This window comes from Nucisporomicrobium flavum, assembly GCF_016464385.1.
Classification (GTDB): domain Bacteria; phylum Actinomycetota; class Actinomycetes; order Mycobacteriales; family Micromonosporaceae; genus Actinoplanes; species Actinoplanes flavus_A.
This window is the reverse complement of sequence record NZ_JADMLH010000003.1, coordinates 406,998-419,871: the sequence shown is the minus strand read 5'-3', so window position 1 is coordinate 419,871 and position 12,874 is coordinate 406,998. Positions and strand designations below refer to the sequence as shown.

The 12,874-nt window shown below is 72.5% G+C and carries 11 protein-coding genes; 6 read left to right on the top strand and 5 right to left on the bottom strand.

Features of this window, described 5'->3' with window-relative positions; translation table 11 throughout:
• Nucleotides 1–30: 30 nt before the first annotated feature.
• Nucleotides 31–2,721: a helix-turn-helix transcriptional regulator gene (locus IT780_RS09960; RefSeq protein WP_199511159.1), complete on the bottom strand. Its 2,691-nt coding sequence runs from the start codon at nt 2,719–2,721 to the stop codon at nt 31–33.
• 127 nt (nt 2,722–2,848) lie between these two features.
• Between IT780_RS09960 and IT780_RS09955 the strand changes: the two genes are divergently transcribed.
• Together IT780_RS09955 and IT780_RS09950 are read left to right on the top strand one after the other, a co-directional pair.
• Nucleotides 2,849–3,673 carry an MEDS and STAS domain-containing protein gene (locus IT780_RS09955; protein WP_199511158.1) on the top strand — a complete coding sequence of 275 codons (825 nt, stop codon included), beginning with the start codon at nt 2,849–2,851 and terminating at the stop codon, nt 3,671–3,673.
• Nucleotides 3,670–4,590, top strand: coding sequence for an anti-sigma factor RsbA family regulatory protein (locus IT780_RS09950; protein ID WP_199511157.1), 921 nt, complete (start codon nt 3,670–3,672; stop codon nt 4,588–4,590). The genes IT780_RS09955 and IT780_RS09950 overlap by 4 nt, the downstream gene beginning before the upstream one ends.
• A 7-nt stretch (nt 4,591–4,597) precedes the next feature.
• Here the strand turns inward: IT780_RS09950 and IT780_RS09945 are convergent, their stop codons facing one another.
• Both IT780_RS09945 and IT780_RS09940 read right to left on the bottom strand, forming a co-directional pair.
• Nucleotides 4,598–5,593 (bottom strand): hypothetical protein, encoded by a 996-nt coding sequence (locus IT780_RS09945; protein ID WP_199511156.1) that lies wholly within the window; start codon nt 5,591–5,593, stop codon nt 4,598–4,600.
• A 60-nt stretch (nt 5,594–5,653) separates the two neighbouring features.
• Nucleotides 5,654–6,469, bottom strand: a complete 816-nt coding sequence (locus tag IT780_RS09940) for a ThuA domain-containing protein (protein WP_199511155.1) — start codon at nt 6,467–6,469, stop codon at nt 5,654–5,656.
• A 64-nt stretch (nt 6,470–6,533) separates the two neighbouring features.
• On the opposite strand from IT780_RS09940, the gene IT780_RS09935 reads away from it, so the two are divergent.
• Entirely contained in the window at nt 6,534–7,907 is a 1,374-nt protein-coding gene (locus tag IT780_RS09935; protein ID WP_199511154.1) for a pyridoxal phosphate-dependent decarboxylase family protein, read from the top strand.
• Here IT780_RS09935 and IT780_RS09930 read toward each other — a convergent pair.
• Nucleotides 7,882–8,520, bottom strand: coding sequence for a glycerophosphodiester phosphodiesterase (locus IT780_RS09930; RefSeq protein WP_233412514.1), 639 nt, complete (start codon nt 8,518–8,520; stop codon nt 7,882–7,884). The two genes, IT780_RS09935 and IT780_RS09930, sit on opposite strands and share 26 nt — an antisense overlap.
• 100 nt (nt 8,521–8,620) lie before the next feature.
• Between IT780_RS09930 and IT780_RS09925 the strand changes: the two genes are divergently transcribed.
• Together IT780_RS09925 and IT780_RS09920 are read left to right on the top strand one after the other, a co-directional pair.
• Nucleotides 8,621–9,121, top strand: a complete 501-nt coding sequence (locus IT780_RS09925) for a hypothetical protein (protein ID WP_199511153.1) — start codon at nt 8,621–8,623, stop codon at nt 9,119–9,121.
• Between the two features lie 112 nt (nt 9,122–9,233).
• On the top strand, nt 9,234–9,941 hold the full coding sequence (locus IT780_RS09920; RefSeq protein ID WP_199511152.1) for a L,D-transpeptidase family protein: 708 nt from the start codon (nt 9,234–9,236) through the stop codon (nt 9,939–9,941).
• A gap of 57 nt (nt 9,942–9,998) precedes the next feature.
• Here the strand turns inward: IT780_RS09920 and IT780_RS09915 are convergent, their stop codons facing one another.
• Nucleotides 9,999–11,471 (bottom strand): arabinofuranosidase catalytic domain-containing protein, encoded by a 1,473-nt coding sequence (locus IT780_RS09915; protein ID WP_199511151.1) that lies wholly within the window; start codon nt 11,469–11,471, stop codon nt 9,999–10,001.
• A 249-nt stretch (nt 11,472–11,720) separates the two neighbouring features.
• Between IT780_RS09915 and IT780_RS09910 the strand changes: the two genes are divergently transcribed.
• Complete coding sequence (locus IT780_RS09910) at nt 11,721–12,869, top strand: endo-1,4-beta-xylanase (RefSeq protein WP_233412513.1); 1,149 nt, start codon at nt 11,721–11,723, stop codon at nt 12,867–12,869.
• Nucleotides 12,870–12,874: the final 5 nt, after the last annotated feature.

The following is a 12,874-nucleotide window of genomic DNA, read 5'->3' as shown; positions in this document are numbered from 1 at the left end:
GTAGGTCGCGGCGACGGCGCTTCGCTTGGGTCATGTGACGGTATCGCCGGGCAGCGTGGTCCGCAGCTCCGCCCGCGAGGTGACGCCCAGCTTGGGGAAGATGCGGTGCAGGTGCGAGCCGATCGTCCGGTGGGAGAGGTAGAGCCGCTGGCCGATCTCCCGGTTGGTCAGCCCGTCGGCGGCCATCTGCGCGATCTGCAGCTCCTGCGGGGTGAGCCGGTCGCGCGCGTCGGGCGTACGGCGGCGGCTGGTCTCCCCCGATGCGCGGAGTTCGCCGCGCGCCCGCTCCGCCCACGGGTTCAGGCCCAGCGCGTCGAACGTGTCGCGGGCGGCCCGCAGGTGGGCCCGGGACTCGGCCACCCGGCGTTGCCGGCGCAGCCACTCCCCGAAGCTGAGCTGGGCGCGGGCCCGGTGGATCGGCCGGGACCGCAGCGCCGCCTCGAACAGCGGTTGCGCCTCGCCGGTGCCGGCCAGCAGGGCACGCGCGTACCGCAGTCCGGTGTGCAGCGCCGGCGACGGGGTACGCCGCCCGACCGCCGTCATCTCGGCCATCAGGCCCCGGACCTCGCCGGCGCGCCCGCTCCGTACGGCCGCCTCGACCAGGTCCCCGACGGCATAGCAGCGGGTCGCCGGGTGGTACGCGGGGTCCGCCCGCTCGTACATGCGGCGCAGCTCGGCGTACGCGTCCTCGTGGCGGCCGTCGGCCAGCGCGGCCGCGCCCCGGGCGAACTGGACGGCGGACAGCACGGCGTTGGCGTCGACCGGCAGCGCGGTGCGCTCGGCCTCGGCGGCGTAGCGGTACGCGTCGTCCTGCTCGCCGCGCATCCCGACGAGCAGCGCCTGCGTGGCCCGCGCGGTCGCGGCGATCACCGGCTGTGAGGTGTCGCGGGACAGGCGGTACGCCTCGTCGGCGGCCGGGATCGCGACGCCGAGGTCGGCGAGCTGGCCGCTGCACCAGGCCTGCAGGGTCCGCGCCCGGGCCAGCAGCGCCAGCTGTCCCTGCGCCCGCAGCTCGTGCAGCGAGTCGGCGAAGAAGCCGGCGGCCAGGTCGAAGGCGCCGATGGCGTGGGCGGCGTTACCGAGCATGCGGGCGGCCCGTCCGTCGCCCGCATGCTCGTGCCGCCGCAACCGTTCCAGCACCAAGCCGCCACAGTCGACGGGCGAGGCGTACGCCAGGATCACGAGCAGCCGGGGGTCGTTCTCGTCCACCGCCACCCGTGACGCCGTGGCGACGACACTGCGCCGGGCCTCCGCGCCCGGTTCGGTCCACCAGCAACGCAACGCCGCGCCGTACAACAGGTTCAACGCGAGGTCAGGGTCCTCGGCCGCGGCCCGCCCGGCGACCTGCGCCAGCGACCACGCCGCCTGGGCCCGGCCGAGCACCCCGTCGTCGAAGCTGTCCCGGATCCAGGCGGTGCGCCAGCGCTGCCGCTCCGAGAGCCCCACCCGGTCCGCGTCGGCGAGCAGCCGCAGGACGTCGTCGCGCCGGCCGAGCTCGAACGCCAGCTCCGCCGCGTGGAGCAGCCGCTCGCCACGCCGGACCGGGTCGCGGGTCAGCTCGGCCGAGCGTTCCATCGCGGCCCGCCCGGCCGCGATGCCGCCCCGGCGCTGGGCGCGGGCCGCCGCTTCCTCCAGGGCCGCGGCGACGGAGTCGTCGGGCCCGGCGGTCGACGCGGCCCGGTGCCACACCTTGCGGTCGTCGTCGGCGACGACCCGGGCCAGAGCGGCATGGGTACGGTGCCGCCGGCCGGCGCTCGACCGCTGGTAAATCGCGGACCGCATCAACGGGTGCAGGAACCGGACGGACCCGGCGTGGACCTCGACGAGCCGCGCGGCGATCGCGGGCAGCAGGTCGTCCGCGTCGAGCGGCTCGCCGTCGAGGATCGCGGCCGCCTCGAGCAGCTCCGACAGGGCGTCGCCGTCGTTGAGCGCGGCGAGCAGCAGCAACGTCCTCGTCGCCTGCGGCAGGCCGGCCATCCGGGCCGTGAACGCGTCCTCCAGCCGCGCGGTCAACGGCAGTACCGGACCGGCGCCGCCCGTCCCCGCCACGCTGGGCAGTTCCACCAGGGCTAGCGGGTTTCCGGCCGCCTCGCGCAGCACCCATGCGCGTACCTCGGGCGGGAGCCGGTCGTCGACCACGAGCTCGGCCTCGGCGCCGGTCAGCCGCGGCAGCGTCAGCTCGTCCAGGCCGCCGTCCGCGAACGGCCCGTCGAAGCCGTCCCGCAACGCCGCCACCAGCACGACCGGTTCGAACTCGAGCCGGCGCGCGACGAACATCAGCACCTCGGCGCTGGCCAGGTCGAGCCACTGGGCGTCCTCGACGACCAGCAGCACGGGCGACTGCGCAGCGGCCTCCGCGAGCAGGCTGAGCGTTGCGAGCGCGACCAGGAACAGCTCGGGCACCGCCTCGCCGCTGCGGCCGAGGGCGGCGAGCAGGGCACCGCGCTGCGCCGGCGGCAACCGGTCGGCCTGCTCGATGACGGGCCGCAGCAGCCGTTCGAGGCCGGCGAACGCGATCTGCGCCTCGCTCTGCACCCCGGTGGTCATGAGGATGCGCATCTGCCGGTCCGCGGCCTGCCGGGACACCGCGGACAGCACCGTCGACTTGCCGATGCCCGCCTCACCCCGGACGACGGCGGCGCCGCCGCCCTCACCCACCCGTTCGAGAAGCCCGCCGAGGAACCGCAGCTCGTCCTCCCGGCCGACCAGCATCGCCGACATGCCGCTCATCATGCCGACACCCGGGCGTCCCCCGCGATGTCACTCCGTCGGGTTATCGGGCAGCGGCGGATTCGCGCGTATGTTCGGCAGTCGTCGCCGGGGCCGGACGTGGAGAGGGGGTGCCGGGTTGGCGCTACTCGATCGACTCGCTCTGGGTGATCACATCTGCTGGACCGTCGGCGACGACGCCGTACGCCTCGACTCGCTGGCAGGGCTGGTCGGGGCGGGCTTCAGCGAGGGGCACCGGGTCCTCTACTGCGGCGACGACAGCGGTGCGGTCGTCGCCGCCGTGGAACGCCGCGGAGGCTCCGGGGATCTGCGGATCCTGCCGGTCGAGTCGTCCTATCTGACCCGCGGCGTCTTCGATCCGGTGAGCGCCCTGTCCTTCCTCCGCCGCGAGGTCGAGGACGCCCGCCGGGCCGGCTGCGAGGGCCTGCGCCTCATCACCGACATGTCGTGGGCGCGTCGTCCGACGCCCGGCGCCGATCGCCTGCCGAGCTTCGAGGCGGAGGCCAACACGATCTTCGCCGAGGGCTTCGTGCTGGGTGTCTGCGCGTACGACTACCGGGTCTTCGACGCCCCGCGGCTGCGCGACATCGCCCGCGCCCACCCCGGCATCGTCGGCGACGATGTGCCGTTCGACCCCGCCCTCGTCCTGCGGATGCGGCGCACCGAGCGTCCCTTCGGGCTGCGGCTGGAGGGCGAGGTGGATCTGTCCAACGCACCGGCGCTCAGCGCGGTCATCGACCATCTGCTCGGCATCCGGCCGGACCGGGAGGCGACGGTGACCGTCGACGTGGAAGGCCTGAGTTTCGTCGACACTGCGGCCGCCCGGGTCCTGCTGGGCGCCTGGGAACGCGCCGAGGGCCGGTTGCGGCTCGTCGGCCGCTCGCCGGCGTTCGACAGGATCCTCGAGGTGCACGGCGCGGGCCGGATCGTAGGCGTCCGATGAGCGAGGCCCGCACCTTCCATCACCCGGCTCTGCTGTACCGCGGGAGCGCGGAGTACGTCGCGGGCGTCAGCGCGTTCGTCCGCTCCGCCGTGCGCGACGGCGATCCCGTCCTGGTCGCCGTCCCCGGGCCCAACCTGGACCTGGTGCGCGACGCCCTGACCGACCTTCGGGACAGCATCACAGTGGCGGACATGACGGTGGCCGGCCGTAACCCCGGCCGGATCATCCCGCGGGTGCTGCTGCGGTTCGCCGCCGACCATCCGGGCCGCCGGGTGTCGGTCGTCGGCGAGCCGATCTGGCCGGAGCGTACGGAGCTGGAGTACCCCGCCTGCGTCGCCCACGAGGCGCTGATCAACGCGGTGTTCGCCGAGCGGGACGCGGCGATCCTGTGCCCGTACGACGTCGAAGGGCTCGATCCGGCGGTGGTGAAGGACGCCTGGTCCACCCACCCGACGATGATCCAGGACGGCGTCCTGCGGGACAGCGACCGCTACGACGATCCGGCGGTGACGGCGGCCGCCTTCAACCGGCCCCTCCCGCCGCCCGCGCCGGACGCGGAGACGCTGGTGTACGAGGAGACGATCGCCGCCGTCCGCTGCTTCGTCCGGCGGCACGCCGCCGCGCACCTGCCCGAGGATGCCGTGGAGGACCTGGTGCTGGCCGCGAGCGAGGTGGCCGCCAACACGGTCGACCACACCTCGGGACCCGGCCGGGTGACCGTGTGGACCGAGCCGGGCGTCGTCGTGTGCCAGCTGCAGGACACCGGCCACCTGACCGATCCGCTCGCCGGTCGCATCGTGCCGCCGCACATCAGCCACCGCGGCTACGGCCTGATTCTCACGAACGAGCTGTGCGACCTGGTGCGGATCCATTCCAGCCCGTCCGGCACGACCGTACGGCTGCACAAGCTGCGCTGAGCCCGCCTCAGTCCGGGAACCGCAGCTCCCGGGCCTCGGTCTCCATGCGGGACCACCCGGCGCTCATCTCGTCGAGCGCCTCGGTGTGCGTGGCCGCGAAGGTCGTCAGGCGCGGCAGCGCGGCCCGCATCACGACGTCGGCCGCGTGCGCCCGGCAGCGGGCGTCCACGGTGGCCGCCCGGCGTTCGACGGCGACGGCGTCCGGCCAGCCGGGCAGGCGGGCCGGGACGGTTCTGGCTCCGATCGGCACCGCGGGGAACGCCTGCTCCACCCGGGCCTGCAGGGCCGGCAGGTCGGCCGCGTCGAAGCCGTGGGCGCGCAGGCAGCCGCGGTAGTCGGCCGGCAGCGTCGGAGCGACCGTGGCCTGGACCCGGCTGAGCTCCGCGACCAGGGCGGCAGCCAGGTGTTCCTGGCCGTCCGGGGCGAGCCGGACGGTCGTCGCCGTCGCCGTGGCTTCGCAGCGCTGGGCCGTTACCCAGGCGGGCCCGGATCCGCGTTTGGTCCTGGCCATCCATCTGGCGAAATACTCGACGTTCATGGCCCTGAGCACCAGCAGGTCCAGCTGCTCGGCGATGTCGAAGTCCGGGCGGGCCGGGGCGAACCCGAGGAGGTCGCCCGGTGCGACGTACGTACGCTCGCTGACGGGCGTGAATGCCCTGGCCGGGTAGTCGATGCCGGCGCGGTCGCGGCACTCCCGCGCCGCGACCTGCGCGAGGTTCCAGGCCCGCTCGTCGGCGGCTTGCCGCTGGGCGGGCGTGCCGTAGATCCGGGTGACGATCGAGCCGTAGACGGTGGCGGCCCGCGCGTGGACGACGGCCGGCTCCTCGGTGCCGCAGGCCGTCAGGGCGCCGGCGAGGACGAGAGTCAGGCAGGCGCGAACGGCACGTCCGGGCAGGTCCATGGCGGCACCGTAACGGCGGCTCCACGGCGTCGGGGCGCAGGCAGGCCGGGCCGTCACCCGGACGCGCCGGAAGATCGAGGTGGTCAGACCTCGTTGTGCCATCCGGCCTCCACCGCCGTTGTGATCACGACCGGGTGATCGTACGACGGGGAGCCGGTTCGTTCAGTCCTCGCGGCCGCAGGGGAAGCGGGCCACGCCGGCCGCCATCTCGATGCCGCCGAGGATGTGGGCGCGCAGCAGCGGCTCGTTGTAGTACTCGGCCTTGTGCCCCATCGCGGTGTAGAAGGCGCGGCCGCCGTCGTACGGCTGGCACCAGGAGATCGGGTGATGCGGGCCCATGCCGGGTGAGCCGCCCGGCTGGCTGTAGCCGCGCGGGTCGTAGGTGCTCTCGTCCACCTCGGCGAGGACCCGGACGGTGCCGCGCGGGTTGGTCCGGAAGTTGTACCACTCCTCCTCGCGCTGCCAGCGGCGCGGCAGCGGCCACGTCGCGGCGGTTCCGCGGGTGAGGACCTTCACCGTGGCGACCTGGAACTGGTCGTTGACCGCGCCCGGGTGGTCACGGAAGTACGCCCCGACGAGCCCGCCGTACCAGGCCCAGTCGTACTCGGTGTCGGAGGCGGCGTGGATGCCCGCGTAGCCGCCGCCGGCGCGGATGTAGCGTTCGAAGGCGCCCTGCTGCTCATCGTTGAGCACGTCCCCGGTGGTGCTCAGCCAGATCACGACGTCATAGCGGGCGAGGTTGGCGTCGGTGAACGCGGCTGCGTCCTCGGTCGCGTCGACCCGGAAGCGGTGCTCGGCGCCGAGCTCCTGGATCGCGGTCACGGCGGCCGGGATCGAGTCGTGGCGGAACGCCGCCGTCTTGGAGAAGACGAGCGCGCTGAACCGGGGATGCCCGGTCGCCGCCTCGGCCGCTCTCGCCGGGCCGGCGAGGCCGAGCCCCACGACCACCGCGATCAGGAACCTCAGGAACCGTTTCATGAACCCTCCTCAGCGCAGGCACGGGAGCTTCATCGAAGCTTATGACTACGCGTACGGTCGTGCCATGGACGAACTGGGCAGACTGCTGCGCCGGGCCGCCGACGAGGCCGCCGGGTACCGGGCTTCGCTGGCGGATCGGCCCGTACGCGCGGCCCGGGACGCCGCCGACGTCCGGGCTGCGTTCGGTGGCCCGCTGCCGGCGTACGGATCATCGGCCGACCAGGTCCTCACCGACCTGCTCGCGGCGGCCGACGGGGGTCTCGTGGCCACCGCCGGGCCGCGCTTCTTCGGTTTCGTCATCGGCGGCGCGCTGCCGGCCGCCACCGCGGCGGACATCCTCGCGGCCGGCTGGGACCAGTGCGCGTTCAACGCCGTGCTGTCGCCGGCGGCCATCGCGGCCGAGGAGGCGGCCGGCGGCTGGCTCAAGGAGCTGCTCGGCCTGCCGGCCACCGCGTCGGCCGGGTTCGTCACCGGGGCGCAGGCGGCGAACACGGTCGGCCTGGCCGCGGCCCGCCACCACCTGCTGGCCGGGGCGGGCTGGGACGTCGAGCGCCGCGGCCTGCCGGGGGCGCCGCGGCTGCGGGTGATCGCCGGCGTCGAGCGGCACGCCACTGTGGACCGGTCGCTGCGGCTGCTCGGGCTCGGGTCGGACGTCATCGAGCCGGTCGCGGCCGACGCCGGCGGCGCCCTCGACATGGACGACCTCGCCCGGGTGCTGGCCCTCGAGCCGGGCGTGCCGGCGATCGTGTGCCTGCAGGCGGGCAACGTGAACACCGGCGCCTGCGACGACCTGCGTACGGCCTGCGACCTGATCCATCGGTCCGGCGGGTGGGCGCACGTCGACGGCGCCTTCGGGCTGTGGGCCGCCGCGAACCCGCGCACCCGGCACCTCGTCGACGGCGTGGAGCTGGCCGACTCGTGGGGCTGCGACGGGCACAAGTGGCTCAACGTGCCGTACGACAGCGCGTTCGCGTTCTGCTCCCGACCCGAGGTGCAGGTGGCGGCGATGTCGTATGCGGCCGCGTACCTGGTCGGCTCCGGCGCGGGGTCGGGCGGCGCGGACTACACCGCGGAATCGTCGCGCCGCGCCCGGGGCTTCGCCGTCTGGGCCGCGTTGCGGGAGCTGGGCGCCGACGGGGTCAGCGAGCTGGTCGAGCGGTGCTGCCGGCTGGCACGCCGGTTCGCCGACGGGCTGACCGCGGCCGGCTTGGAGGTCGTCAACGAGGTGGTGCTCAACCAGGTGCTGGCCGGCTTCGGCGACGATGCGCGTACCGACCGGATCATCGAGGCCGTGCAGCGTGACGGCACCTGCTGGCTGGGCGGCACCACGTGGCGCGGACGCCGGCTGATGCGGATCTCGGTGTCCGGACACGCCACGACTGAGGCGGACGTGGACCTGTCGGTGGCAGCCATCAGCCGGATCGCACGTTCTTGGTGACCACACCGGTGACGCCGAGGCGTTCGGCGCGTGCGAGGGCCGCGTCCGTGTCCACGGGCCAGGCCAGGACGAGGCCGGTGGCCCGGCGCAGCTCGGCCACCACGGAGGCGGTCAGCAGCCGCAGCCGGATCGAGACGCCGTCCACCCGCTCGCCGCGCAGCCGGGCGCGCAGCCGGGCGAGCTGCACCGCGTTGGCGACGGACAGGATGCGGCGGACGTTCGCGTCCCCGGCGAACGCGTCCAGCATCGGCCATTCCTTCGTGCACACCGCCACCGGGACGCCGGGCCTGCGGGTGCGCAACGTCTCGGCGACGCGGGCGGCCACGGTCCGGGACCGGCCCTTCAGGTCCAGCAGCAGCCGCGGGTCGTCGCCCGCGACCGCGAGGATCTCCTCGAGCTCCGGCACCACGACGTCGCGCCGCCGGGTGAGACCGCTCGACCTGTCCCAGTAGAGCCGAGGGCCGAGCGTGCGGCTGTGCCGCATCTCGAGGGCGCCACGGTAGAGGTGCACGTCGGCTTCGACGAGGTCGGCCCCGGAGGCGAGCGCGGTCCGCAGACCGTCGACGGTGTTGCCGGCCCGGTGCGCGACGATGAGCATGCGGGGCCGGACCATCCCCGTACGCTATCCGCCGCGGGCAAAGCCGGACGGCTGAGGGACATTCATCGACGCCCGGTACCGTTCCGAGTTGCCCGCTTCGGTACATTCGGCGGCCATGCGCAACCACTGGGTACACATTCCGCTGGCGTCCCTGCTCGTCCTGGGCGCCGTGGCCGGCTGCGGCGGCGCCTCGGACGGCGCGGCGAAGCCCCTGTGGTCGGATCCGGTCACCGCGTCCTCCGGTGCGGCGCCGGCCGCGGGCGAGCCGTCCGGCGGCACCGGGACCGCCGGCAAGGGCACGAAGAGCAAGAAACAGGTGTGCAAGGAGGCCGAAGCCGCATCCAAGCCATTCTTCGACACGGTCGTGACCAACGCGCCGACCGTGCAGATCGGCGAACCGCTGCCCGCCGACTACGTCGAGGCCGTGCACACGGAGGCGAAGACGTTTGCCGCCAAGCTGAACGACCTGGCCGCGCAGAGCAAGAACGCCGAGGTGCGGACCGCCTTCAACGACTACGCCGCCAAGGTGCAGAAGACCCTCGTCGACGATGCCGACCTGTCCGAGCTGGCGCCGGACAACTCGGGCTGGTTGCTCGGCCTCGGCGCGTACTGCTGAGCCGACAGGGACGTCGGAACTCCGGTCGATCGGCGGAGGCCCCGGGTCCACCGGCTCTTGCCGGTCTCCCCCACCCAGGAGAAGGCTGCGGGGAGGCATGAGGAGGCAAGAGATGGCCTCACGAAAGGGACTGTCCATCACGTTCATGGTCGCCGCGCTGATGGCCCTGACGACGGCCGGGGCTCTGGCGACACCCGCGGCAGCGGCCCCCGCGGCGTCGGCCCGGGAGGCAGCTCAGGTGAGCCTCGCCGCGCGTCCTACGGTCCGCTACGGCGACAAGGGCGCCACCGTCACGTACCTGCAGCAACGGCTGACCGCGCTGCACTACGACGTCGGCACCGTCGACGGTGACTTCGGCTCGAACACGCTGCATGGCGTGTACGCCTTCCAGAAAGTCCAGAAGATCTCCATCGACGGCGTGGTGGGACCCGTGACCTGGGCCAAGCTCGCCAGCCCGTACCGGCCTACCGCGAAGTACCGGCACAGCGCGGCCGCCGTCGAGGTGAACCTGACCCGCCGGGTCGTCTACCTGACCCGCAACGGCGCGGTCACCCGGATCCTCGACAGCTCGCCCGGCAAGGCGGCCACGCCCACGCCGACGGGCAACTTCTCGATCTACCGCCGGATCAACGGCTGGCGGGAGAGCTCGCTCGGACTGCTGTGGCGGCCGAACTACTTCTCCAAGGGGTACGCGCTGCACGGGTCCACCTCGGTGCCGACGTACGCCGCGAGTCACGGCTGCGTCCGGCTCACCGTCCCGGCGATGAACCGGGCGTGGTCCCAGCTGTTCATCGGGGAACACGTGCACGTCTACCGGTGACCTGACAGCAGGATGCCGCAGGCCGGGCCCACACGACCCGGCCTGCGTCGCCCGCGCCTAGGGTGCGATGGACCAGAGCTGGCAGGTGTTGTTGAGCCACATCCAGAGCTGCGCCCTGGTGCCGTTCGCGGTGCCGCAGTTCTGGTCGTCGAGGACCATGCCGCTGTTCTCCACGACGAGCTCGTAGCGGCCGTTGCCGGCGGGGATGACGGCCCACTGCTGGCAGGTGTTGCCGAGCGGCTGCCACAGGTTGACCGCCGTGCCCAGGGCCTGGCCGCAGTTGACCGCGTCGAGCACCTTGCCCGCGTTGACGTTGGTGATCGTCCACTTGTTCGGGCCGACGTTGGTGAAGCGCCACTGCTGGCAGGTGTTGCCCAGGGACTGCCAGACGTCGATCTGCGTACCGTTGGCGGTGCCGCAGTTGACGGCGTCCAGGACCTTTCCGCTCACCAGGTTCGTGAGCCGGTACGTCGCCCCGTTCACCGGGAACGACACGTTCTTGCCGTACCCGACGGAGACGATGTTGGCCTGCACGGCGTTCTCGGTGGCGTCGCTGGGGTAGCCGCTGGTCATCACCCCCTCGAAGAACGAGCCGACCGAGCCGTTGCTGTTGTCGCCGCCGATGCCCAGGATGATCGCGCCCTGCTTGGTCATCGGCCGGTAGCCCGACTGGCTCGGCAACGCGCCGTCGTAGCGGGTCGCGAGGCCGCCGGACTGGGCGTTGCCGTCCTTGATGGCGTACGTGGAGGTGCCGTTGTTCTTCAGCACCGCCGTCACGAACGCGCTGTTGCGACCGGTGTTGGCGGTCCAGGAGCCGTTGCCGCCGGCGAACAGCCCGTTCTCGAGGTCCGCCGCGACGCGCGGGCCGCCCGAGCAGGGCGAGAACCAGCAGAGGTTGCCGAAGTAGATCGCGTCCATGTCACCGTTGCCGGTGTCCAGGTTGTTCGTCTCGGCGTTGCCGTAGTCGAAGCAGCATCGGTCGTTGACGTGGGTGCCCTCGGTGACCATGTACATGCCCTCGGGCTGGCTGCCGGTGGCGACACCGTTCGTGGCGTTGTTGCGGTAGCCGTTGCCCGCCGAGATGTAGATGCCGTACACCTTGTGGCCGCCGGCCGTGACGGGCAGCGCCGCCGCGTTGGCGCCCTGGTCGGCGGTCGGGTTGGCGCCACCGCCCGGCGCGATGGTCAGGTCGTTGTGCCGGGACGTCTGGTCGTAGATGCGCACGATCGTGCAGTACGTGCCGGAACAGAACGAATCCTGTGCGGCCGCGTTCGCGTACCCACCGGCGGCCAGCACACCGATGTTAGCGGTCGCATTGTCCGACCAGCGGCGTACCTGGTACAGCGGTCCGGAGTAGGAGCCGAACAGGGCCCGGGTGGTGCTGTGCGCGGCGACGCAGGGCGTGCCGCCGCTCGCATAGATGTCGCAGGGCAGCGTGCCGGCTGCCTTGGCTGATGCCGGGGAGAGCACGACGGCCGCCGCGGTGGCGACCGCGGCGAGGACTGTCCGCCATGACGAGCGAGAACCCATGGTCTGCCTTTCGCTGCCGGAGAACCGCTCGATGTGAACGGTAACATAGCTTTACTTCTATGTTTCCGGCTTGTCAACAGAATGGTTTTCGCATAGGCGCTGGAACTTTCAGAATTTTCTCGGCAACGAATATGCCTCGTAGCGCCTGCTTAGACATTGACGAAAGCTATTGCCTCTGCTTAGCGTACGAAAGTCTTCCGGAGTTTGACTGAAACTTTCGGTTGCCTCCCGCCTCCCCAAGGAGTGACCTTGTCCAAGGCTCATCGCGTCGCTGTGGCCGTCCTCGCCGCCTCGGCGCTTCTCGTCCCCGGGGCGCAGCCGGCCCAGGCCGGTGCCTCCCGTCAGGCCACCACCGGGCCGGCCGCCACCGACCGCTCCGGGTACCACGTCCTCACCCTGCGCCGGGCCGCCCCGCGCGACCTGCGCATCGGCACCGCCGCTGCGGGCGGCGGCCACCACGTCGACCAGCCGTACCCCGACCCCTTCACGTACGACCAGCCGTACCGGCGGGTGCTGGCGCACGAGTTCAACTCCGTCTCCCCCGAGAACCAGATGAAGTGGGAGTTCATCCACCCGGAGCGGCACACGTACAACTTCGGGCCGGCCGACGCGATCGTGAAGTTCGCGCGCCGGCACGGCCAGGTGGTCCGCGGGCACACGCTGCTGTGGCACAGCCAGAACCCGGCCTGGCTGCAGGACGGCCAGTTCACCAAGGACGAGCTGCGCGCCATTCTCAAGGAGCACATCGTCACCGTGGTGGGCCACTACCGCGGCAAGATCCAGCAGTGGGACGTCGCCAACGAGATCCTCAACGAGAACGGCGAGTACCGGCAGGAGAACATCTTCATCCGCGAGCTCGGCCCGGGCATCGTCGCGGACGCCTTCCGGTGGGCGCACCAGGCCGACCCCAAGGCCCAGCTGTTCCTCAACGACTACGGCGTGGAATGGCCGGGAGCCAAGGTGGACGCGTACGAGGCCCTCGCCAAGCAGCTCCTCGCCGACCGGGTCCCGCTGCGCGGTTTCGCGTCGCAGGCCCACCTGAGCACGCGGTACGGCGCCCCGGACCAGCTGGCCGCCGTCCTGCAGCGCTTCGACGCGCTCGGGCTCCACACGGCGATCACCGAGCTCGACGTCCGCATGGACCTGCCGGAGAGCGGCGTACCGACCGCCGAGCAGCTGCAGACGCAGGCCACGTACTACAAGACGGTGCTGGACGCGTGCCTCGCCGTGGCCGGCTGCAACTCGTTCACCATCTGGGGCTTCACCGACAAGTACTCGTGGGTGCCGGTGTTCTTCCCCAGCGAGGGCGCCGCGACGGTGATGTGGGACGACTTCGGGCGCAAGCCCGCCTACTACGCCCTGCGCAACACCCTCGCCGCGGCCCACTGGGGTCGCTGACGTGC